The sequence below is a fragment of the Streptomyces sp. NPDC031670 genome (assembly GCF_055580545.1).
Genome location: NZ_JBVILC010000013.1, coordinates 1 through 20574, shown reverse-complemented (window position 1 = coordinate 20574; position 20574 = coordinate 1). Strand labels below are relative to the sequence as shown.

At 69.0% G+C, this 20574-nt stretch carries 20 protein-coding genes and 4 pseudogenes; 8 read left to right on the top strand and 16 right to left on the bottom strand.

Features of this window, described 5'->3' with window-relative positions; translation table 11 throughout:
• The first annotated feature begins 21 nt into the window (after window positions 1-21).
• Window positions 22-411 carry a hypothetical protein gene (locus tag ACZ5ID_RS23410; RefSeq protein WP_468901169.1) on the top strand — a complete coding sequence of 130 codons (390 nt, stop codon included), beginning with the start codon at window positions 22-24 and terminating at the stop codon, window positions 409-411.
• 113 nt (window positions 412-524) lie between these two features.
• On the opposite strand, the pseudogene ACZ5ID_RS23405 reads toward ACZ5ID_RS23410, so the two are convergent.
• Both ACZ5ID_RS23405 and ACZ5ID_RS23400 read right to left on the bottom strand, forming a co-directional pair.
• Window positions 525-818, bottom strand: a pseudogene (locus tag ACZ5ID_RS23405) (aldo/keto reductase); the annotation flags it as partial.
• 78 nt (window positions 819-896) lie between these two features.
• Window positions 897-1484: a TetR/AcrR family transcriptional regulator gene (locus tag ACZ5ID_RS23400; protein ID WP_468901166.1), complete on the bottom strand. Its 588-nt coding sequence runs from the start codon at window positions 1482-1484 to the stop codon at window positions 897-899.
• A 210-nt stretch (window positions 1485-1694) separates the two neighbouring features.
• Here ACZ5ID_RS23400 and ACZ5ID_RS23395 point away from each other — a divergent pair, with 210 nt between their 5' ends.
• Window positions 1695-2846, top strand: coding sequence for an FAD-dependent oxidoreductase (locus tag ACZ5ID_RS23395; protein WP_468901163.1), 1152 nt, complete (start codon window positions 1695-1697; stop codon window positions 2844-2846).
• Window positions 2847-3239: 393 nt separating this feature from the next.
• Here the strand turns inward: ACZ5ID_RS23395 and ACZ5ID_RS23390 are convergent, their stop codons facing one another.
• The 9 genes and pseudogenes from ACZ5ID_RS23390 to ACZ5ID_RS23350 all read right to left on the bottom strand — a co-directional run bounded on the left by ACZ5ID_RS23390 (window position 3240) and on the right by ACZ5ID_RS23350 (window position 14129).
• Window positions 3240-3557 carry a hypothetical protein gene (locus ACZ5ID_RS23390; protein WP_468901161.1) on the bottom strand — a complete coding sequence of 106 codons (318 nt, stop codon included), beginning with the start codon at window positions 3555-3557 and terminating at the stop codon, window positions 3240-3242.
• Window positions 3538-3984, bottom strand: a complete 447-nt coding sequence (locus ACZ5ID_RS23385; RefSeq protein ID WP_468901158.1) for a MerR family transcriptional regulator — start codon at window positions 3982-3984, stop codon at window positions 3538-3540. The genes ACZ5ID_RS23390 and ACZ5ID_RS23385 overlap by 20 nt, the downstream gene beginning before the upstream one ends.
• Window positions 3981-4316, bottom strand: a complete 336-nt coding sequence (locus ACZ5ID_RS23380; RefSeq protein WP_468901155.1) for a hypothetical protein — start codon at window positions 4314-4316, stop codon at window positions 3981-3983. The genes ACZ5ID_RS23385 and ACZ5ID_RS23380 overlap by 4 nt, the downstream gene beginning before the upstream one ends.
• A 92-nt stretch (window positions 4317-4408) precedes the next feature.
• Window positions 4409-5113: a hypothetical protein gene (locus ACZ5ID_RS23375; protein WP_468901152.1), complete on the bottom strand. Its 705-nt coding sequence runs from the start codon at window positions 5111-5113 to the stop codon at window positions 4409-4411.
• A gap of 339 nt (window positions 5114-5452) precedes the next feature.
• Window positions 5453-5752: a hypothetical protein gene (locus ACZ5ID_RS23370; RefSeq protein ID WP_468901150.1), complete on the bottom strand. Its 300-nt coding sequence runs from the start codon at window positions 5750-5752 to the stop codon at window positions 5453-5455.
• Window positions 5716-9453, bottom strand: a complete 3738-nt coding sequence (locus ACZ5ID_RS23365; protein WP_468901699.1) for a LamG domain-containing protein — start codon at window positions 9451-9453, stop codon at window positions 5716-5718. The genes ACZ5ID_RS23370 and ACZ5ID_RS23365 overlap by 37 nt, the downstream gene beginning before the upstream one ends.
• 20 nt (window positions 9454-9473) lie before the next feature.
• Window positions 9474-10664 carry a hypothetical protein gene (locus ACZ5ID_RS23360; protein ID WP_468901718.1) on the bottom strand — a complete coding sequence of 397 codons (1191 nt, stop codon included), beginning with the start codon at window positions 10662-10664 and terminating at the stop codon, window positions 9474-9476.
• A gap of 844 nt (window positions 10665-11508) precedes the next feature.
• Window positions 11509-12051, bottom strand: a pseudogene (locus ACZ5ID_RS23355) (LamG domain-containing protein); the annotation flags it as partial.
• A 1577-nt stretch (window positions 12052-13628) separates the two neighbouring features.
• Window positions 13629-14129: a MarR family winged helix-turn-helix transcriptional regulator gene (locus ACZ5ID_RS23350; protein ID WP_468901147.1), complete on the bottom strand. Its 501-nt coding sequence runs from the start codon at window positions 14127-14129 to the stop codon at window positions 13629-13631.
• 108 nt (window positions 14130-14237) lie between these two features.
• On the opposite strand from ACZ5ID_RS23350, the gene ACZ5ID_RS23345 reads away from it, so the two are divergent.
• Entirely contained in the window at window positions 14238-14675 is a 438-nt protein-coding gene (locus ACZ5ID_RS23345; RefSeq protein WP_468901144.1) for a hypothetical protein, read from the top strand.
• A gap of 548 nt (window positions 14676-15223) precedes the next feature.
• Here ACZ5ID_RS23345 and ACZ5ID_RS23340 read toward each other — a convergent pair.
• Window positions 15224-15832: a hypothetical protein gene (locus tag ACZ5ID_RS23340; RefSeq protein WP_468901142.1), complete on the bottom strand. Its 609-nt coding sequence runs from the start codon at window positions 15830-15832 to the stop codon at window positions 15224-15226.
• A gap of 155 nt (window positions 15833-15987) precedes the next feature.
• Between ACZ5ID_RS23340 and ACZ5ID_RS23335 the strand changes: the two are divergent.
• A pseudogene (locus ACZ5ID_RS23335) lies at window positions 15988-16146 on the top strand (IS5/IS1182 family transposase); the annotation flags it as partial.
• A gap of 116 nt (window positions 16147-16262) precedes the next feature.
• On the opposite strand, the gene ACZ5ID_RS23330 reads toward ACZ5ID_RS23335, so the two are convergent.
• Both ACZ5ID_RS23330 and ACZ5ID_RS23325 read right to left on the bottom strand, forming a co-directional pair.
• The gene (locus ACZ5ID_RS23330; protein ID WP_468901139.1) at window positions 16263-16397 is read right to left on the bottom strand and encodes a nucleotidyltransferase domain-containing protein; all 135 of its coding nucleotides are present in this window, start codon (window positions 16395-16397) and stop codon (window positions 16263-16265) included.
• Between the two features lie 30 nt (window positions 16398-16427).
• On the bottom strand, window positions 16428-16631 hold the full coding sequence (locus tag ACZ5ID_RS23325) for a hypothetical protein (RefSeq protein ID WP_468901136.1): 204 nt from the start codon (window positions 16629-16631) through the stop codon (window positions 16428-16430).
• 338 nt (window positions 16632-16969) lie between these two features.
• Here ACZ5ID_RS23325 and ACZ5ID_RS23320 point away from each other — a divergent pair, with 338 nt between their 5' ends.
• The 3 genes and pseudogenes from ACZ5ID_RS23320 to ACZ5ID_RS23310 all read left to right on the top strand — a co-directional run bounded on the left by ACZ5ID_RS23320 (window position 16970) and on the right by ACZ5ID_RS23310 (window position 18869).
• Window positions 16970-17470 (top strand): IS630 family transposase, encoded by a 501-nt coding sequence (locus ACZ5ID_RS23320; protein WP_468901133.1) that lies wholly within the window; start codon window positions 16970-16972, stop codon window positions 17468-17470.
• A complete protein-coding gene (locus ACZ5ID_RS23315) occupies window positions 17467-18042 on the top strand; it encodes a transposase (RefSeq protein ID WP_468901130.1) in 576 nt (191 codons plus the stop codon). The genes ACZ5ID_RS23320 and ACZ5ID_RS23315 overlap by 4 nt, the downstream gene beginning before the upstream one ends.
• Before the next feature lie 45 nt (window positions 18043-18087).
• Window positions 18088-18869: pseudogene (locus tag ACZ5ID_RS23310) on the top strand (transposase).
• A gap of 25 nt (window positions 18870-18894) precedes the next feature.
• Here ACZ5ID_RS23310 and ACZ5ID_RS23305 read toward each other — a convergent pair.
• Window positions 18895-19419, bottom strand: a complete 525-nt coding sequence (locus ACZ5ID_RS23305; RefSeq protein ID WP_468901696.1) for an Imm21 family immunity protein — start codon at window positions 19417-19419, stop codon at window positions 18895-18897.
• 192 nt (window positions 19420-19611) lie between these two features.
• Window positions 19612-20229 carry a TetR/AcrR family transcriptional regulator gene (locus ACZ5ID_RS23300; protein WP_468901127.1) on the bottom strand — a complete coding sequence of 206 codons (618 nt, stop codon included), beginning with the start codon at window positions 20227-20229 and terminating at the stop codon, window positions 19612-19614.
• 75 nt (window positions 20230-20304) lie between these two features.
• Between ACZ5ID_RS23300 and ACZ5ID_RS23295 the strand changes: the two genes are divergently transcribed.
• Window positions 20305-20517: a hypothetical protein gene (locus ACZ5ID_RS23295; RefSeq protein ID WP_468901124.1), complete on the top strand. Its 213-nt coding sequence runs from the start codon at window positions 20305-20307 to the stop codon at window positions 20515-20517.
• Window positions 20518-20574 lie beyond the last annotated feature (57 nt).

Sequence of the window (20574 nt, the reverse complement as noted above, 5' to 3'; positions counted from 1 at the left end):
CCTGCCGAGAAGGGGAAACGCATGCGTCTCAATAGGATCGCCGGCACGGTCGCCGCGCTCGGACTGGCAGCCGCCGGAGTGGTCGGCACCGCAAGTACCGCGAGTGCTGCCGTCATCGGCGGGTGCACGCACACGTACCACAGCTACTACGGGGCCGAGTACTACATCTGCGATTCCGGGACCAACCATGTCTACTGGGTTGTCGGCAACGGCAACGCCACCACCGACGAGCGCTTCTACGTCGTTGTGCACGACAACTGCGGGAACACCAACAGGTTCAACTGGAACGACGTAACCCAGTCCGGATACAACAACACCGGCTATTGGACGGCGTGCAACATCGACTACGCCTACATCTACCCGACCGAGGCGAGCAGGGGGCAGGACGGCCCGACCCTCTGGGCTATCTGACCTGTTCGCACGTGCCAGCGCCCCGCCTGCATCTGGCGGGGCGCTTCAACTTCCACAGCCGAGGCCAAGGACTCGTCGAAGGCCGGCGGTAGCCCGCACTACCGGGAGGTGGCCTCGGCGAAGATCGCTTTGCGGGACAGCCCGGCCCCGTTCGGGCCGGGGCGCATCCGCATCCAGACCTTGGTAGAGAGAACGACCTCCTCGCGCCGGGTGAAGTCCTTGACCGCCTGGCCGACGATCTCCTCGCTGCTTCCGGCGCTGTACCCATTGGCCGTGTCGAGGAAGTTGACGCCGCCCTCCAGGGCCTGCTTGATGATGTCCCGGCTGGCGTCCGCGCTCAGCGACCAGGGCTCGCCACCCCGGGACGGCTCGCCGAAGCTCATGCAGCCGAGGGCGATGGCGGCTATCGGTCTGCGGCAGGAACGATGTTGAACGAGCGAGGGCCGGGTGCGGTCCGTGTGGCGACACCGGCCCGCCCGCGAGGGTCAGCTCTGGCGGCTGATGGTGGCCCAGCCGTGTTCGAGGAGTTCGAAGGCGCGTGTGAGGGCGGCCTCGGGATCGTCCCGGTCCCTTGCGAGGCCCGCTGCTTCCAGGGCGAAGCGGGCCAGGGCTGCGCACGCCACGTCGTCCGGCGGGGAGCCGATGTCCGCCGCGATGGCGCCGGCGAGCGCGGTCTGGTGACGCATCCACATGCGGTGGCCGTAGTCGCTCAATGCGGGGGTGGCCTCGACGAGCTCGGCAAACTGCGCGAAGCGGGGATCTGCGGAGTTCGACCGGATCCGGGCGTGCAGGATGTGCTCGCGCAGCGCCGCCGGGATGGACTGCCCCTGGGGCCGCTCGCGCACGGCGGCGACCAGGGCCGCCTCCTGGCCGGCGTCCTGGTCGAAGACCAGCGCCTCCTTACCGCTGAAGTGCTTGAACAGAGTCGTGGTGGACACGTCCGCAGCCTCGGCGATGTCGCGGACACTGACCTGCTCGTATCCGCGTTTGAGGAACAGTGTCAACGCCGCGTCTGCCAGGGCCTGGCGGGTGGCGGCCTTCTTGCGCTCCCGGCGCCCCGTCGTCTCGGTCATGCGCCCAGCCTACCCAATGGATTGACTGGATTGAAAAGTTGACTCGTTGCACTTATGTAATGAGTGTGCTTTTCTGTTGATGCGGCGTTGGGCATCGCCTCGGGCGTTCTCTGACCCGGCCGTCAATCAAGGACTCGGCCGTCAATCAAGCCGGCGCCTCAGTACGGCCTGCCGCCGTCAACTCCTGCCTTCACAGAACGGGGCACCACCATGAACACCACCGCACTGCGCATAGCGATCATCGGCGCCGGGCCCGGGGGCCTGACCTGCGCCCGCATCCTGCAACTGCACGGCATCACCGCAACCGTCTTCGAGGCTGACGCCTCCCGCACCGCCCGCGACCAGGGCGGCACCCTGGACCTGCACGCCGACTCCGGCCAGCTCGCGCTGCGCAGCGCCAAGCTCCTGGAGGACTTCCTGCGCCTGGCTCGCCCCGAGGGCCAGCGGATGCGCCTGCTCGGCTCCGACGCCGCCGTCCTTTTCGACAAGGAGCCCGGGGGTGAGCAGGACGGCAACCCAGAGATCGACCGCGGCCAGTTGCGCGATCTCCTGCTGGACTCCCTGGCCCCCGACACCGTGCGCTGGGGCCACGAGATCACGTATGTCTCTCCGCTCGGCGACGGCGCCCATCGCCTGCACTTCGCCGGCGGTGCCACTGCGGACGCCGACCTCGTCATCGGCGCCGACGGCGCCTGGTCCCGCGTGCGCCGCCTGCTCTCGCCCGAGGCCCCCGCTGCCCCCGTCTACACCGGCGTCACCTTCGTCGAAGCCGGCCTGAACGACGCCGACACCCGCCATCCGGACTTGGCCGCCCTCACCGGCGACGGCACCATGATGGCGCTAGACGACAACAAGGCACTCATCGCCCAGCGCAACAGCAATCAGCACATCCGGGTCTACATCGGTCTGCGCACCGACCGGGACTGGTACGAGCGGGCCGGCATCGACCTTGCCGACACCGCCGCCGTCCAGAAGGCGCTGCTCAAGGAGTTCGCCGCCTGGAGCCCCGACCTGCTCGGCCTGATCACCGATACCGACACCGGCTACATCAACCGGCCGCTGTACGCGCTGCCGGTCCCGCACACCTGGAACCACACGCCGGGGGTCACCCTCCTCGGCGACGCCGCCCACCTCATGTCCCCCTTCTCCGGCATGGGCGCCAACCTCGCCATGCTCGACGCCGCCGACCTCGCAATGGCCCTCGCCACCAGTATTACGATCGACCAGGCGATCCGCGCCTACGAAGCCGTCATGCTGCCCCGCTCCGCGCAAGCCGCCGAAGGCGCAGCCGAAGGGCTCGACAGTGCCTTCGCCCCCGACAGCGCCGAGCAATCCCTCGCCCACATGAACGCCCACCACTGACCGCAATTCCTCCGGCCGATCGCCGACCGTTTCGTGATGCCGACAACGTCCTGCGACTGTCCGCTCATTGCCCTTCAGGGCTTCCTGCCTTCTCCCATGGCATGGCCATCGCCCACCAGGCGATGCGCCGAAGCACCGTCGCCCCTCCGCTGACGGCACGTCTCAACCGCGGCGGGTGCGGCACCGCGTGGAGATCCACGGCGCGGATCTCGGCGGCCCTCCGGGTCCGCGCCGGGCCCGGGTCCCCGTGGGGTGGTGTCTCGTGCTGTAGCGCGCTCATGGTGGGTGCCCTCCGGTACGGGGTGCGTGCATCCCACGGTTATGCGGTCCCGGTACGGCTGGGGGAGGCCCTGCAGAAGGGGCCCCGGACTGCTCGCCGGGGGGCTGGCGACCCTACCGGCGGGTGCTCGTGATCTTCAGCGGGTCCGTGGACGCCTTGCATCCACATCCGCTCTCACCTGCGGCCTTCGCAGCGCAGGCGCAGGGGTGGGAGCGGCGGCGCTGGCCGAGCCACCAGGTCCCCGCGGCGAGCACGGCCAGGACGACGGCGAAGGCGGGCAGCCGGCCGACTACCGCCCGGGCCCCGGCGCCGACGACACCTGCGGTGATGAGGACAGGCGGCGCGCAACACGCCACACAGGCCAGGGCGGCCAGGCCCCCGAGCGCCTTCGGGGCGCGGTGGGGGCGCAGGTCAGCAGCAGGGTCCGGCATGGCGGTTCTCCTCGGCGAGGCCGGTGAAGGGGATGGGACAGCAGGCGCTGGAGGCGCAGTCGGTCAGGTCGACGCAGCCTGCTTCGACGGCAGCGGCCAGGGCGGTGCGGATGGTGGTCAGGTCGGCGATCTTCGCGTCGACCTCGGCGAGCTTGGCCGCAGCACGTTTCTGAAAGCCCGTGACGGGGCGGCCGTGGCGGTGGCGGCCGGCCTCCAGCAGCTCGGCGACCTCCTCCAGCGTGAAGCCGAGCCGCTGGGCGGCCTTGATCACCCGCAGCGCGGTCACCGCGTCTTCGCCGTACAGGCGGTGGCCGCCATTGCTTCGTGCCGGCTCGGCCAGCAGGCCGCGCCGCTCGTAGTAGCGCAGGGTCTGCACGTTCACCCCGGCCGCCTCGGCGACCTGCCCACTGCGCAGGCCCGAGCTCACCGCGACTCCCGAGAGGCGGCGGTCCGCGTGGCGAGGGCGTCCAGGACGGCCTCGTGCGCCGGGTCCACCGAGATGTCCAGAGCGATCAAGTCCTCGCCCGGGGTGGTGGTGAAGGTGAAGAACGAGCAGAAGCCGCCCTCGCGCTCCACCAGATCACGGACCCGCTCCTCAACGCCCGGTCCGCCGGCCAGTTCCAGACGCAGCCGGAGCGGCTCGGGCCGCGACAGCGAGGTCAGCCGCTCGGAGGACAGCACGTCCCATTCTGCGACCCGCAGAGGCCGCTCCTCGGTTGGCAGCGTGCAGGACTGCGGCACCCACGCCAGATCACTCATCGCACTCGCTCCCGTCATCCCGCCCCCGAGGGCGGGAACACCTCCGACGGTAAACCCGTACCTAGGTACAGGCTGCAAGTCCGCCGCAATAGCTACTGGCCGGTCCCGGCGCGGGAGATCGCGGGAAAGTTCGCGGCCGTGTCGATGTAGTACTTGCGGATCAGCGGGCCGAAGCTGTTCGCGTCGTCGCCGAGGAGCATGAGCTTGATCTGTGCGATGGCGTCCGCGTGAGTGAGCGCGGACACCTTCGTGGCGGTGTCGCCGATGGTTTTCCTGGTCGTCCACGTCTGTCGGGCCTCTGTGGCAGCACTGACGTCGGGGTCGAAGGCCAGAAAGAAGGGTCGTCCGTTGGGGCCGCCGTCGTTGCCGTCGGCGAGAAGCACGATCACGTGGAATCCGGCCCCGTTGGGTTGGATGAACAGGCTCTTGGGTCCGCCGACGTGGTTGGTCGGGCCCTTGACGGTCACGGCGCGGCCGATGTGCAGGCGCTCGCTGATTGCGGTCCACTTGGCCGTGATGTCCCCGGCCGCTGACAGGTCCGCGGGGTCGTACAGTCCCCCGGCTCCGGGCGCACTGAGGGCGTTCGCGACGTGCGTGCCGCGGGCCTCACAGCGCTTGTCCAGCATGCCGGTGAACATCGTGGTGGTCGGTAGCTGCAACCAGAAGGTGGCGCGGTCGAGGACGGTTCCCGTGTCCGGCGCGGGATTGTTGTCGATCGCGGCCTCGATCCGGGTCTGCAACGACGCGACCGCCGGGACGGTCACGTCCCCTTGCTGAAGGTACGCCTGCTCGATCATGAAAGATCCCCCCGTCCGGCTCCGCTGCCCCCACTATGGCGTACGGAACGCGCTGCCGGTGGAGCAACCGGTAAAAGACCCACAGCAGCGCTGGACAGGCCCTGCGGGGCGATGTCTGTGCAGCCGAAGGGGCGTTACTTGGCAGTCCCGGGCGGCTCTGCGGCTAGGGCGGGTTGCGAATGTCCCGACTGTTCCGCGGGAGCAGGTGGTGGTGGGCAGGACCCGGCCAGGGTCATGGGTTCCGCCTCTTGGAGAGAACTAACCGGGTTCTGCCGGTCCGGTTCAACCCATGCAATCCACAGACCCTTTGACGCTTCATCGCATTTCGAACGTGACTCACTATGACCGCATTGGATCGAAGTCGATCGCGACGGGAAGCGTGTCGGAGGCGGTCCGCTTGAGGGGCTCTGCCCGGCCCTCCGGCTGCCGGAGGGCCGGGCGGATGTCAGTTCTCCATGCCGAAGTAGCGGGTGAGGTAGTCGATGATCTCGGTGGCGTGGGGAGGAGCTCCGGCAGCTGAGCGGTGAGGGCTTCGCGGGTGGCGGTGGCGAGGCTTCCGGTAGTGGTGGCGGCGGGGCGGACGTACGGTTCGAGGCGCTTGATCAGCTCGTAGTTGCTGTCGATGTTCTCGGCGCGCATCGCCTTCTCCAGCGGCGGCGCGCTGGGCGGCGGGACGGGTGCGAGCACCCGGCTGACGTAGGTGACGCGGTGCAGGATCCGCCAGCACGGGGGTTTCGCGTTGTTCTGGCGGGTCTGCCGCAGGGCGGCGGCGTCGGGGGCGTCGCTGCCCGCCAGCCAGGTCGGGTCGACCACCTGTGGTAGAAGTCGTCGAAGTTGGCGCTGTTCTCGCCGAGGTAGAAGGAGAGGAAGCGGTAGGCGTCCACCTTGCCCGGCACCAGGACCGGCTTGCCCGCCGCGTCGTAGACGGGCTTGCCGTCCTTGTCCCGCCGCTGCAGGTCGCCCGAGGGCGCGCACTGGACGTCGAGGCCGAAGGAGCGGGAGGCGTCCTTGCTCTTGGCCCGGGTGACGCTGAACCCACCGCCCCGGGAGGCGTCCAGCGAGCCGCTCCAGCCGAGGTCGAGGAAGCCGAAGTTGAACGAGAAGTTGCCGCCCACCTGGTGGCTGAAGCTGTACGAGCCCGAGGTGGTCTCGCTGACGGCGTCGGTAAGGTCGGTGGTCTCGGCGAAGAAGCCGCCCTGCGCGGTCCAGACGTAGGTGTTGACCAGATCCCGGTGCGAGAAGCCGGTGGCGGTGGCGCTGCCGCCGGGTGTCCGCCCACCGGTCTGCGGATCGGCCGTCATCCCCAGGTCGCGCAGGATCGCCTTGGTCTGGGCCTCGGCCGGGTCCGCGCCCATCTGGTGGCCGGTCTCGGTGGAGATCGACTCGTAGTAGGCGTGCAGGCGCTGCTGGTCGCGGGTGATGCGACGCTTCAGCGCGTAGGCGTCCCGGGGCTTGAAGTAGCTGTACTCGCCGTAGCCGGTGGCGGTGGGGTAGTCGGGGTCGGTCACCTTGCCCCGGTCGTCGAAGCCCACTGCGCCGTCCAGGGTGCCCTGCTTGGTGTAGCGGGGGTTGATCGGGAAGTGGATGAGGTTCCAGTCCACCAGGATGTCCGGGTTGGGCAGCATTCGGTAGGCGACCAGGGCGCCGGTGTGCGCCAGGCGCAGCGCGAACACGTCGGCGGTCTGCGACTGCACCAGCGCCAGGCCGGTGTTGGCGGGCACGAACCGCCGGCCGAGGGCGGAGTTGAGCACCTTGAGACCGTTCTCCGGGTACCCGGTCAGGCCCAGTTTGGTCTTGCGGGTGGTGTTCTGGCCCTGGCTGACCTTGGTGTCCTGGCTCCAGGTGTTGGAGAATTCCAGGCCGCCCGTCACGCCGAACTTCATCTGGCCCTCGGCCAGCGGTTTGGCGATGCCGACGCCGAGCGGCGCGGCGACCGTCATCACGCTCGCGTCGGTCTCGACGGCGAGGGCAAAGTTGAACGCGGTGGTGATGCTGCTGCTCTTGTTGGAGGACAGGCTGCGCACCACCTGGTCGGCCTCGGTGAACTCCACCGAGGAGACACCGGCGTAGCCGTCGGGCTTGTCGGTGAGGTTCTCCGAGGGCACCGGCGGCGCGCCCTCGATGTAGCCCATGAGCTGCGGGTCGAACTGGGCCTGGCCGGCCCACTCGGTGGTCAGGTCGCCCACCTTGTAGCCGGTGACCAGGTGCCAGCGGCCGTCGCGGACGAATCCGTAGCAGCGCTTGAGCACGCCGAGCGCCTCGCCCTTGGCGTCGAACTGGAGGTCGGCGTACTCGGTGGCGCCGGGCGCGCCGGCGATGGTGTCGTGGAAGGGGGTGCGGACGTCGGCCAGGGCCGAGCGCACCTGGGCGGTGTCGGTGGAGACGGGCGCGGTGGAGAGCAGGATGCGCGGGCGCTTGGCGGAGAAGGCCAGATCGTTGCCGCGCAGGCCCTCGTCCCGCACGGAGGTGGTGCCGGGTTCGGTGGAGTCCCGGTCGAACGGCCAGTAGCCGAGCAGGTCCTGCTTGTCCCCGCGCAACCGGGCGAACAGGTTGTCGTTGATCTGCTCCCGGGTGCGGACGGTGCGCCAGACCCGCACCTCCTCCAGGGTGCCGGTCAGCAGGTCGGCCGGCTTGCCGCCCGCCAGCCGGGCCCCCAGGGTGAGCTGGGTGTCGCCCCAGGGCACCCTGTCCTGCGCCGTCACCGGGCCCTCGGCGAGCGGCTCGCCGTTGCGGTAGACCCGCAGCGGGCTGGCGTTGGGGTCCAGGTCGCGGGTCCAGCGGGCGCCGCGCAGCTTCGCCGGGAAGGAGCCGGAGGTGTCGAGGGTGACGTTGCCGGCGTTCTCGTTGAAGGGCCAGCGGGCCAGCAGTCCCTTCTCGCGCGGGGCGACCGGCAGCCCGAGCTGGACGGCCGGGCGGGCGGCGTTCCACAGCCGCACCTCGCACAGCACGCCGCGCAGCCCGCGGCCGATCTCCAGCTCGCCGGTGTTCGACTGCGCGCCCGGGCCGCTGTAGAGGAAGCTGCCGGCCACGATGCCGTCGAGGAAGAAGCGGATGTCCTGTTCGGGCTGGAGGTTCGGATTCGCCTGGGCGGTGGCGGAGTTGTCGGGTTTGCGGCGCTGGCGCACCACGGCCACCCGCTGGAAGGTGCCCGGCGTGACGGCCCGGTCGGAGGTGTACCGGACGGCCTTGCCGTCGGCCTCGGCGAAGGCGAACTCCACCCGGCCGTCCGCCAGGATGCCCAGCTGGTACGGGACCCCGTCCCGGCCGCCGTCCACCACCTTGCCCTTGGCGACCAGCCCCATCGGCGTGCCCAGCCGGTCGATCTGGACGAACGCCTCGATGGTGAGGTCCTCCAGCAGGTCCAGCGCGGACTGCGGGGCCACCGCCAGGCCCTCGCCCCCGTCCAGGCGCAGCGCCCAGGACTGGGTGAAAGTGGCGGCCAGGTGCGCCCACTCGTGGCACGGAAAGCGCTCGGCCGACTTCACTACCTTGTCGCCCACCCGGGCCACCACCTGGTAGCCCTTGATCGGTGAGGCGGGGTTGCTCGGTCCGTCGGAGGTGGGCCAGTAGCCGAGCAGGCCGGGCTCCCGGCCGGAGAGCCGCTGGTGGCGCTCGGCGGAGATCTCGTGCGGGGTGCGTGCCCGGCCGAAGACGCGGACCTCGTCGATCTGCCCGTCCAGGTAGTCGCCGGTGAACGGCTGGTGGCCAAGGAGCAGCGGCCCGCTGCCGGTGTAGGGACCGGTGGCGGTGCGGCGAGCCACCTCGATGCGGTCCCGGTAGAGGAGTTGTTCGCGGGTGGCGTGCTTGTACACGGCGGCCCAGTGGTGCCACTCCAGGTCCGGGTAGGGCTGAGCGGTGGTCAGGTCGTCGCAGTACAGCCCGAAGCCGAAGGTGTCGTTGGGCTCGAAGTACAGGTGTAGCGTCTGGTCCACCCGGCCCTGCATGACACCGTGGGTCAGCAGCGGCTCCCGGCGGCCGCGGGACTGGTTGCGCTTGGCCCACAGCTCGATGGTGAAGTCGCGGCCCGCGAGGTCGAGTGCGCCGGTCAGCTCGGCCTTGCGGTCACCGAGGAACTGCCGCACCGGCAGTCCGGCGGGGGCGAGCGCCAGGGAGTAGGCCGACTCGTCCGTCCTGGCGTGGATGATCCGGCCCTGTCCGGCCTCGGGGCTGACCCAGGCTTCCAGGGTCAGGTCACCGCTCGGGGTGACGCCCTGCTGCTTGCCGGCGGGCAGCGAAAGGTACTGCTCCTTGCCGTCGAACAGGAAGGCACGCCCGGGCATCTCGGCGCGCCAGCGGCAGCCGCGCCCGCTGATCGTCGGTTTGGCCGTGCCGTTGGGCACCGAGTCGACCCCGCCCGCGCTCAGCCCGACCAGCCGGGACCCGGCGGAGAGCAGGACGCCGGCCCGGGTGGACTCCGCCCGGGCCCAGTCGTAGCCGACCAGGCTGATCCTGTCGCCGGGCTTGGCCGCGGTGGCCGCCGCCGTGAGGGTGAGCGTCTTGGTGCCGATCGGGAGGCCGCGGCATAGCCGGCGCCGCCGATGAACAGGTGGGCCCTGGCCGGGATCAGGACGGTGGTGGCCTGGGTCAACTCCACGGTGCTGCCCGTCACCCGCGCGACCGCGCCCACCGTCACCGGCCGACCGGGGTTGCCGGCCAGCGCGGCGGTCATCAGGTCGGCCTTGCGGGGGAGCGACTTCCAGGTCTCGGTGTCGGTCCCGACGGTGATGGTCAGGTCGCAGCGACCGGGAGCGTCGCCGTCGCTGACCTTGATGGTGCAGCCGTCCAGGGCGATGCCCGGGTCGCGGGCGACGAAGGTGAGCGTGCCGCCGTCCCCGGCCAGTGTCTGGGTGCCACGGATGACGGCGGTGTCGTAGTACACCGCGAAGAACTGCTCGTTGGCGCCGCGGAAGTACAGCACCACGTTGCCGGTGCCGCTGTCCAGCAGCGCGGGCCGGTCGGTGCCCCGGGCGAATTCGAGCAGGCCGCCGGCCAGGCTCAGACCGGTGGTGTCCACCGCGAGCAGCGGCATGGCCACGGTGAGGTCGTCGCCCCCCTGCAGGGCGGCCGACAGGCGCGCCAACTTGTCCTGGGCGTCTTGCAGTTCGGCCTGCTTGGCGGCCAGTGCGAGCTGCAGCTCGGCGACGCGCTGCTGGGCCGTGCGCGCCTCCTGGAGCAGTTGGCGCGCGGCGTCCATCTTCGCCTTGGCCGCCAGGTACGCCACGTCCAGACCCGAGGGCATGGAAAGGCGGTTCATGCGGAACAGGCCAGAATCCGCCTTGAGGCATTCGCTCGACTGGAGCGGGAGCGCGTACTGGGCCGTGCCGGGCAGGCCGATTGCGAGCCGGCTCCGGCGGTTGACGATGCGGACGTACTCGCCCTCGGTGATCAGCTGGAACTGCGCGGCCTGGTTGGACGGTTCGCGAGTGGTCGCCGTGCTCAGCCGGGCGTTCTCCGCCGTCGAGTTGTCGGCGACGCGCAGGTCCGCGTTGCGCTCGTTGGCGACCAGCCAGTAGCAGGGCCGGCCGTCCTGGCTCTCGCCGACGGACTGCACCCGCCAGGTCGACCGGGGGGGTGTCGGGGGTGAGGGCCAGCCCGGCCTCGTTCTGCGAGGAGAGGACGGCGAAGAGCCACTTCGCCGCGTAGTCGTTGAACATACGCGGGGTCTTGAGCTCCAGGCTGTAGAGCCAGGAGGTCACCAGGTCCTTCTCGGCGAACCAGCGCGCCTCCAACGCGTCGAAGCCGGGCTTGAGCCGGTCGTGCTCCGCCTGGCGCTCGGCCCCCGTGCCGGCCGTGGCGGCCAGCCGGGCGATCTCCGGGGGCAGGGCGGCGACCTCCGGCTCCAGCCGCTTGATCAGCTGTTGGAGGGTGCTGATCTGCTCCGAGTCCTGGCCCTTGGCCGGCCGCTTGAGCACCGCCGGGTCCAGTACGTCCGGGGCCTGGGCCAGCCGGCCGTCGCGGCCGACGGCGAAGTCGAGGGTTGCCACGGCCGGGTCCTGGCCGTACTTGGCGGCGAAGGCCAGCAGCACCCGGGCCTGCCGCTTGGCGGGCTTGGGGTCCGGGCGGTAGCCGGTGACGACTTTCTCCTGCTGGTGGTAGAGCACGGCCGACATGCCGGAGACCACCGTGTGCCCCTTGAGGGCGAAGCTGTCGCGTCGCACCCCGGGGTGGTCGCCGACCGGGGCATCCGAGCCGGTCCACCGCGCGTCGCCCTCGAAAGTGCCGTGCAGGGCCCGGTCCGTCTGGTCGTAGACGGTGGTTCCCGCGCCCTCGTCGAAGCGGTAGTAGGCCACCAGGCCCGGCTCGTTGCCGATCAGCCGGTGGCTCATCTGCTCCGTGAGCTCGGTGGCGGAGCGGACCCGGTTCCACACCCGGAGCTCGTCGATGTCACCCTCGAAGTGGTCGGCGGTCCGCTTGCCGATCAGGGTGTTCACACCGGTGGCCGGGGTGAAGGGCAGCGCCCCGCTACCGGCCGGCCTGCCGTTGACGTACAGCCTCGCCGTCGTGCCGTCGAAGGTGGCGGCGATGTGGGTGTAGACGTCGGCCGTCACCGTCTCGGTGGAGGTCAGCGCCGACGGCGCCCCCTCGTGGCTGAGACTCACCGCACCGGTGGCGTCCAGGCTCAGGTGGTACTCCCCGCTCCTGGCGAGCACTGGGCCGCCGAGAGAGGCGGGCTTGACCCAGGCCTCGACCGAGTACGCCTTGCCGCCGAAGCGCAGGGCCGCCGGATCGCCCAGGTCGACGTGGGCGTCGGTGCCGGACAGCCGCAACGCCGTCTCCGCGTGCCCCTCGCTGCCCGTCAGGCGGCACCAGCTCGCGGCCGGTGAAGGGGCAGTTGCCCGGACTTCGCTCGAACACCGAATCCCGGTAGGCCGGGTCCGGGCCGGTGTAGAAGCGGGTGCCCTGGGTGTTGAACAGGCCCTGGACGCCCTGCTCGACATTGAAGCAGTCGATCCGTCCGGTGGCATCGTTGTGGGCGAACAGCTGCCAGCGCTGCACCCCGCTGATCGCGGTCGGCACCAGCACGGCGGCGAACCGGCCCTGGGTCAGGTTCCGGACGAAGGACAGCTCCTGGGTCGGCTCGTAGAACGGCCGGCCCTCCATGTCCTCGGTGCCCAGGCTGTCCTTGGCCGACTCGGGGCGGGTGGCGTGCCGGCTGCGCCTGTAGCGCACCTCCAGGACCGGTTTGAGCTTGCCGTCCACCAGCAGGAACCGGTCGCACAGCAGGGTGTCCCGCACCAGCGGCACCTTCTTCGTGCCGCTGAGCACGTAATCGGTGCGCGCGGCATCCCCCGAACAGCCGCCGCGGGTCAGCTTGTACACCGCGCCGGAGTCCGTCTCGCCGACCGACTGCCGCAGCACCACCACGTACGTACCGTCGGAGATGACGTGGAACGGCGCGTCCGCCGTCAGCCGCGCCGTCGTCGACAGGAACGGGTCGGTCTCACTGGCTGTCGGCCGCTCGTCGGCGGCTGCTTCGGTGCCGCCGCGCTTGACCGTCGGCATCGCCGTCGCACCGACGACGGCGTACCCCACCTCGGCCAGCTCCCGGGGGAAGACCAGCTCGGCCGGGTTCTCGCTCCAGTACGCGGCGTCCGTGTCGCCCTTGGCCTGCTGCCCGGACAGGTCCAGCACGGAGTAGACGATCCGGCGAGACGTGTCCATTGCGAAGGCTATGGTCGTGCCCTGGTGCCGCGCCATCGTCACGTGCCGGTACGAACGGTCTCCGTAGACCTTGAGCAGGGATTCCTGAGGTGCCACTGTTCCCCTCCCACAAGCATGGACGCCAGTCCCCGGTTCCTCCCCGATCCGGAGCGGCGATGGACTTGCGTCGCGCGCCTGACGGGGCATCAGGCAGTGTGACACCGGTGCCTCGGTTGTGAAGCAATCGTGAAAATACTCGAGTGGGATATGACTTGATAGCGCATGAGGTGGCTGGACTTCGCCGTCAGCTGGGGCAGGTCAGCACACCGCGCAAGCCTGATGTTCAAGATCCGCAGCAACCCGGGACCCGCCCTGCCCGGCCAGTACTACCCCCAACGGCATCCTCTGCCACGCGCTGCAACCGCGGCGTGTGCCGCTGGTAGGGCGTCGTCAGACCCGGCACTTGCTCGGCAAAGGTGACCTTCGGGCACGTCGTGTTTTCGCAGTACAGTCGATGTACTGACAGGCCGATGCGCAAAGGTCGGCCCGCGAGTGTGACGTCGGCGAGGCGTCGTGCACAGCGGCTGTGGCACCACTCGCTGAGCTGTCTGAACCCTGTGCGTCCCGCTGGTTTCCTGGTTCTCATACGGGCTCGGGCCGACACCACGGCAGGGGAGACGATTCCCCCAGCACATCAGACAACTGCGGTAACAGGCCGGGCGGTTCAGCAGGGCACAGTCAGAGACTGCCCGCTATACGGACGGCCGGCCGTGTCACCGAGATGATCTCGGGCTGCGAAATTCTTGCCGGGGCCGCGTTCGCTTGTACGCCGACGCCGCGTGATTGTGAGCGGTCTTGGCGTGCGGTGGGGTGGTCAGGGGGTCGGGGGGTGGGGTGCCTGCTGGGTGTGGTGGTCGAGCAGTCGGGTGAGCAGGTGTACGAGCTGGGTGCGTTCGGCGGGGGTCAGTGGGGCGAGCAGTTGGTCGTGGAGGGTGTCCAGGACCTTGTCGAGGTGGCGGAGGTGGCGGCGGCCCTGGGTGGTGATGGTGATGACGTTGCGTCGGCGGTCTTCGGGGTCTGGTGCCCGCTGGATGAGGCCGCGTTCGGCCAGTTCGTTGAGGACGCCGACCATGTCGCTGCGGTAGATGCCGGTGCGCCGGCTCAGTGTCGCCTGGCTGCCCGGGCCGTGTTCCTGCAGTGAGGCGAGCACGGCGTAGTGCCATGTGCGGGCGTCGGCCTGGGCCAGCCCGTCGCTGATCAGGCGTTCCGACTGTGCGGACATCTGTGCCAGCAGCCGGCTGGCCCGTGTGCGCAGTCTGTCCGGCGTGCGCCGTTCGGGGTCTGGGAGGTCCATGGGTTCGGTGCTGCTGGTCATGTCGGTGATCCTACCGGTTGTGTTAGTCGGACTAACGATGTAAGTTCGTTCACGCCGGAAACGTTCGGCGAATAAACGTTAGATCAGTGAACGGATTGAGGCCAGATCATGACCAGCACCCAGCCCTTCGGTACCGCACTCGTGGGCCAGACCGAGAAGGCCCTCAACGCCATCTTGGAGCGCCATCTCGTCGGGACCGGCATCACCGAGCCCCAGTGGGTGACCCTGACACTGACCGTCGTCAGCGGCGGGACCGTCGACCGCGCCGAACTCATCGGCAAGGTCACCGGTGCCACGCAGGCCAGCGAGGAGGCGGTGGCCGAGCGGATCGCCGAGCTGACCACCGCGGGGTTCCTGACCGATGACGGCGAGGGCCGTGTCCACGTCACCGACGAGGGCCGAGCCCGGTGGACCGAGGTCCGCACCGCACTCGGCCCGCTCATCCAGGGGCTGTGGGGCAACCTGCCACAAGAGGACCTGGCTGTCGCCGGCCGCGTCCTCGCAACCGTCCTGGAACGCGCCAACGCGGTCCTGGCCGGCGCCTGAAACCCTCACCCCAGCTCAGACACCTGCCGGGGTCCCACCGCCCCGGGGCCGTGCACGCCCCCCTGACGCAGGCGAGCGGCTGAGTGGGCTGCCGACCGGCTGGCCCACGGAATCCGCGCAGGAAGCGATGCCGCCAGTCGACCGACCTTCGGCCCTCCCAGCCTCGGGCCCGACTGCGCAGTTTGGCTGAGCACTGCGCCGTTTCACTGATCCTCGACACCACGTATGGACAGCCAGCGGCGGCGGCACCTTCCTGGGACCACCCCGCGTGCGCGGGGACCACAGGGGGCGACCTGCGAATTCAGTCGGTCGCGGGGTGGATTTCACTGACTTTCTTTGCGCGGGGTGGGGGTCACGGCCCCGGGCGGCGCCCGTATTGACGCTCGTAGCGACTCATCGCCGTCTGAAAACCCGGCGCGGGATTGCCGCCCGCTACGACAAGACCCCGTAGAGCTACCTCGCCGACCTGCATTTGCGCGCGTCCATGATCTGGATCAACGACCTCACGCGAACCATGCTCTGATCACAACCAGATACAGGCCCTCGTGCTACTGCGCCCAGCGTCCCATGTCTGGCGCAGAGCCGATCAGGCATTCGATGTCATTCGGGAAGCCAACGAGCGCGTGGGCGGTCAGGCGCAGGTGGCCCTCCAGACAGACCAGTCTGGCCTGCCCCTCGCCTACGAGGATGAGCGGAGGAAATCGCTCACCTCTTCTGAGCGCGCGGGCTGCCTCGACGAATGGTTCGTTCGGCACGTCGAACGCCCGTAGCCCTGCCTTGATGCGTGTGGCCGCGTCGGTCGGCCGGCGGCTGCCACCCGACAGCTCCGCCCAGTAGGAATAGCCGACGTAACGCACGTCGGCCGCTTCGTCGGCGGACAGAAGCGCCCTGTTCCACGTGACGTGAGGGGGGAAGTTCTCGAACAGGTCGCGGTTCTCGCCGTACCCACGCGTCGCAGCGAGCAGAGCGCGACGTGCGAAGTTCGCCCCAGCGTCGGAGAGGTCCGGATGTGTCAGCAACTGCTCGGCCTGTCCGCCTGCCGCCAGGTGGGACCGGAGGTTCTGGCCGAACCTCGCGCTGGACAGCTCGCCGTTCAAGAAACAGGCGACCATTTCGTCCTCACTGCTCACACCCAGAACCTGCACGACCGCCAGCATAGGATCCAACTCTTTGGTGGAGCTGCAGCCTGCGAGCACGTCAGCTCGTCCACAGGTCTTGACTATTGCTCGGCCTTCGGCCTGGGTCGGGTCAGATCGTCGCGGTGACGCTGGCGCGATGGAAGTCGTCGATGCGGGCGTAGTGGCTGTACCCCTACAAAGAGCGGAACACTGCCGAGCTCCTGATCAGCAAGCTGAAGGCCTGGCAAGGCATCTCCACGCGCTATGACAAGACGCCAGAGAGCTACCTCGCCAACCTCCACCTTCGCACCTCGATGATCTGGATCAAGGACCTCACACGGACCGCCCATTGACCACTCGAATACGCGCCCTGGAGCGTACTTCCGCCGAAGTCACGCCGTGCAACGGCAGCGACTTCGGGCGCACTGTCGTGCCGCCCGTGGCCTCGCCAGTGAGCGCGCCTCACCGGTCAGTCGAATTGACGTAGCAGGGCAACGTTGCGCTCGTGGGCTTCCGGAAGTTCGTAGCCACGGTGCATCGCCACCTGAGTCTGTGCCGACAGGCAGGCAACCGACCTACCATCAATGACACCGCGTCCTTCCAAAGAGCCCGCGTCGAACGGCCAGGGAACGTCTCACAATGGGACGACGACGCCTGCCTCCACCTCGATCACATGGACGTCCAACTCCACGCCCTCCGCTGTTCCCGCTACAAAGGCGGTCGGCCGGGTGCTTCCGTCCACCTCGATCCATCGGTTCTCGGCCTCCCATACCCGCAGGACTCCGAAGCCGTGATCGCGGAACACCTCGTCGAGGAGAGGTAGGTCTTCAGCAAGCACCAGTACGTCCAGGTCGTGGTGCTCTCACGTCTGCGCGCCGAGCAGCGCATCGACTCCCCAGCCACCCATGACCCTGCACCGGATGCCCTCCGATGAAGCACTTCATAGAGATCTGCGGCAGCCTGTGCGCTCAAGTTCATCAGGCCGAGTCTGCCTCGAACTGGTGCGATTCCGACGCACTCTCGCGTCACGCGAGACGATCTGCCGGATCAAACCTCGTCCCGAGGGCAAACCCAAAGATTGATCGCGACTCGATACGATCCCTACTGAGTTTTTCGTTAGTTCTGTGGGTGCAGAGGCGTCGGTGGTGTGAGGATGTCGGCGTGTCCTGTGAACCTGTGTCTGTTGATTCCGAAGTCTCCGTTCCGCCGCTGACGCGACCGCAGTTGGCCGAGGCCCGGCGCATGCGTGCGGTGGAGTTGTTCGAGCAGGGACGTCCTGATTCTGAGGTCGCGCGGATGGTGGGGATCCACCCGGAGAGCGTGCGCCGGTGGAAACGTCTGTGGGAGGAAGGCGGGTCCCAGGCGCTGCGGCGACAGCCGGCCCCTGGTCGGCCGCCCAAACTCGATGACACCCAAGTCGGTGTGGTGCGGGCTGCGTTGGAGGAGGGCGCCCAGGCCCGCGGGTTCGAGGCCGACTTGTGGACCCTGGAGCGGGCCGGCATCGTGATTGAACGCCTGACCGGGGTGAAGCTGGCGCGGGCATCGGTGTGGCGACTGCTGACCGGGCGGCTGGGGTGGAGTCTGCAACGACCCAGACGTCAGGCCGTGGAGCGGGACGAGGCGGAGATCGCCCGGTGGGTGGCCCAGGAATGGCGGCGCATCAAAAAGGGGCGGTGAAGAAACGTGCATGGATCGTGTTCTTCGACGAATCCGGTGTCTCGCTACTGCCTCAGGTCCGCCGCACCTACGCACCCCGCGGCCGCACCCCCATCCTGCGGCACCGGCTGAACTGGAAACGCGCCGGCATGGCCGCCGCGCTGGGCTACCACGCGGCCGACCCCGGGCGTGGCCCGCGGCTGTGCTTCCACCTCAAGCCCGGCAGCTATGACACCACCTCACTGATCGAGGTTTTGGAACAGGTCAAAACGTTCTACGCCGGTGAGCCGGTACTGCTGGTGTGGGACGGACTGTCCGCGCACTGGAGCCGCGGTATGCGGGCCTGGGCAGCTGACCAGGGCTGGCTCACCCTGGAACGGCTGCCCGCCTACGCACCCGAACTCAACCCCGTGGAATTACTCTGGTCGGCCGTCAAGACCCGCGAGCTCGCCAACCTCGCCGGCGACCACCTCGCCGACGTCGCAGATGCTGCCGAACGCGGCATCCACCGCGTCTGCTCCAACGACCAACTCCCGTGGTCCTTCCTCACCCACACCGGACTCACCATCCACCCCAAACACCCACAGAACTAACGAAAAACTCAGTAAGGGCTGTCCCGTAAGTGATCTCGCCCTGCGATGATCTCAATCGTGTCACGCGTGATCACAGCGTCCGAGCCGTCCTGGATAGCCCCGTTCACTGGTGTGGCTCCGCGCCAGTTGAACCGGGTGGTGCGTGCCCTGCGGCGGGAAGGCGCCGACTTCGCTCGGCGGGGCCGGCCATGGGGGATGCCGCTGGAGGACCGGGTGCTTCTGGTGGCTGCCTACTGGCGCACCAACGTGACACTGTGGCAGCTCGCTCCGCTCCTCGGTGTCTCGAAGTCCGCAGCTAGCCGCATCGTCAGGCATGTCGGGCCTCTTCTCGCGTTCCGTCCCCGGAAGCGGTTTCGCAAGGACGCCGTGCTCATCGTGGACGGCACTCTGGTTCCCACCCGCGACCACGCGGTGGCGGAGCGGTCCAAGAACTACCGGTACTCGACGAATCACCAGGTCGTCATCGACGCTGACACCCGACTGGCGGTCGTGGTCGGCCAGCCACTGCCGGGCAACCGCAACGCTGCAAGGCATGGGAGCTATCCGGCGCCAAGGATGCTGTCGGGAACGCCGCAGTGATCGCCGACGGAGGCTACCGAGGTACCGGGCTCGTCATCCCACACCGCCGCGACCCTGGACAGAGCGAACTGCCCGCCTGGAAGGAAGAGCACAACGCCTCTCACCGCATGGTCCGCGCTCGGGTCGAGCATGCCTTCGCCCGGATGAAGACCTGGAAGATCCTGCGCGACTGCCGCCTCAAAGGCGATGGCGTGCACCACGCGATGCTCGGCACCGCCCATCTGCACAACCTTGCGCGCCGCGACTGACCACCCCCGGCGAAGCACTGTCCGTTCAGGTTTCGGCGGGCAGGAGCTGGACCAGGCCGACCCAGTTCCCCTCATCCACCTTGGTCTGCGTGGCGCGGACCCTCCAGCGGCCAGCGGGCAGTGGAACTGACGCCTCAGCGGGCATCCCCCCATCGGGGTACTGGACGCCCAGGTCGGAACCCGCTTCGGCGGAGTCCATGAGCACCGCCGGACCGTCCGAGACCCAGGTGCCGCACTCCTCCCATACCGTGGCCGGGTCTGCAAGGACAGTGTCCGCCGCGGCTCTCAGTCCGGCCTCGGAGCCGGCGGCGCGCCACCGCAGGAACGCTCGGTGCTGGGGCAGATAGCAGCTGGTTGCCGGCTCGTCCGCCAGCACCAGTGCCTGCGCACCGTTCTCGTCGAGGGGGATCACACCGGCCAGATCCTCCACCGCGCAGGCCCGGTCGTAGTCGTCTGGAGCAGTGGCGTCTCCCGCCATAAGTCCACTCTCCGTACACCCGCCCCAAGAGGCCAGGGCGGAGACAGGGACGACGATCAGGGGGCCGCCCATCGACTCCACCCAGACAAGGGAAGGGCCGGAGGCTACGTCTGCGGTGGATGAAGAGGTGGCCACACACGTCATTGTGCCCTCGCCCACTGACAACGTCCCCGCGCTCAAGGGAACCCAGCACGGAGAAAGGCGCAGCGCCTGTGGCAAGCAGCAGTTACGGGACAGCCTTTGGTGGGATACCGCGTGATCCTGTCAAGGAGCGAGTTCCGCTTGGCGAAGGCCGCGGAACACCGACGCTGTCGTCCATCCGCGCAACGTGGCGTGCATCGTCGAACGGAACGCGGCCTCGGCCGTGGCGGTGTCTAGGGCCCCGGCCAGTTCGAGAGTCACGAGCCCGTGCAGGGTGGCCCAGATCGACAGGGCGATCGACGTTGCTTCGCCGGCGAGGACGGATGCCGCCAGCGCGCGATGGATCGCGGCGAGGAGCGGACGGATCGGGTCACTGGCACCGACCTCTCCCGACGGGTCGAAGGACTGCACACCACCGAACAGCACCGTGTACAGGTGGCTGTGTCCGCGCCCCCAGCGGCGGTAGGCGACGGCCAGCGCGTAGAGGTCGGCGAGAGGGTCCGCGGAGGTCTGCACCGCCGACAGGTCTTGGAACAGGCCGGCGACGGCTCTGTCGCGCACCGCACCGATCAGTCCGTCCTTGCCGCCGAACAAGGAGTACACCGCCGTCGTCGATGCCTCGGCAGCAGCGGCCACGGCGCGGACCGTGACCGACTCTCGCGGACGGGTGGCGAGCATCTCGGTCGCGCACTCCACAAGCCGCTCTTTGACGACCTCGTCGTTTGTTCTCGGCCTACCCACGGCCAGCAGCCTACCCCTCTCTGGTAACGTCGTTTTGAAACAGCGTTCTGAAACTGTCGGAGGTCCACTATGCCCGTGTCCGCCATACGCCCCGTCCGCTTCACCGGACGGTTACTGCTGGCCCTGGCCGCCGTCGCGACGCTGGTCGTCGTCTTCCTCGCACTGATCGCCCTCACGGACGGGGCAGGTACGGGGCTCGCCGCGTGGTTGGCGACCCTCGGGGCCGGGACCGTCCTCGCGATGTGGCTGGTGATAGGGATCTCTGAAATTCCCCACCCCCTGCTCTAGCGCCGTCCAAACCTGCTCAGTCGATCTCCCCACCCTTCGCGTGATCAGACTTGGGCA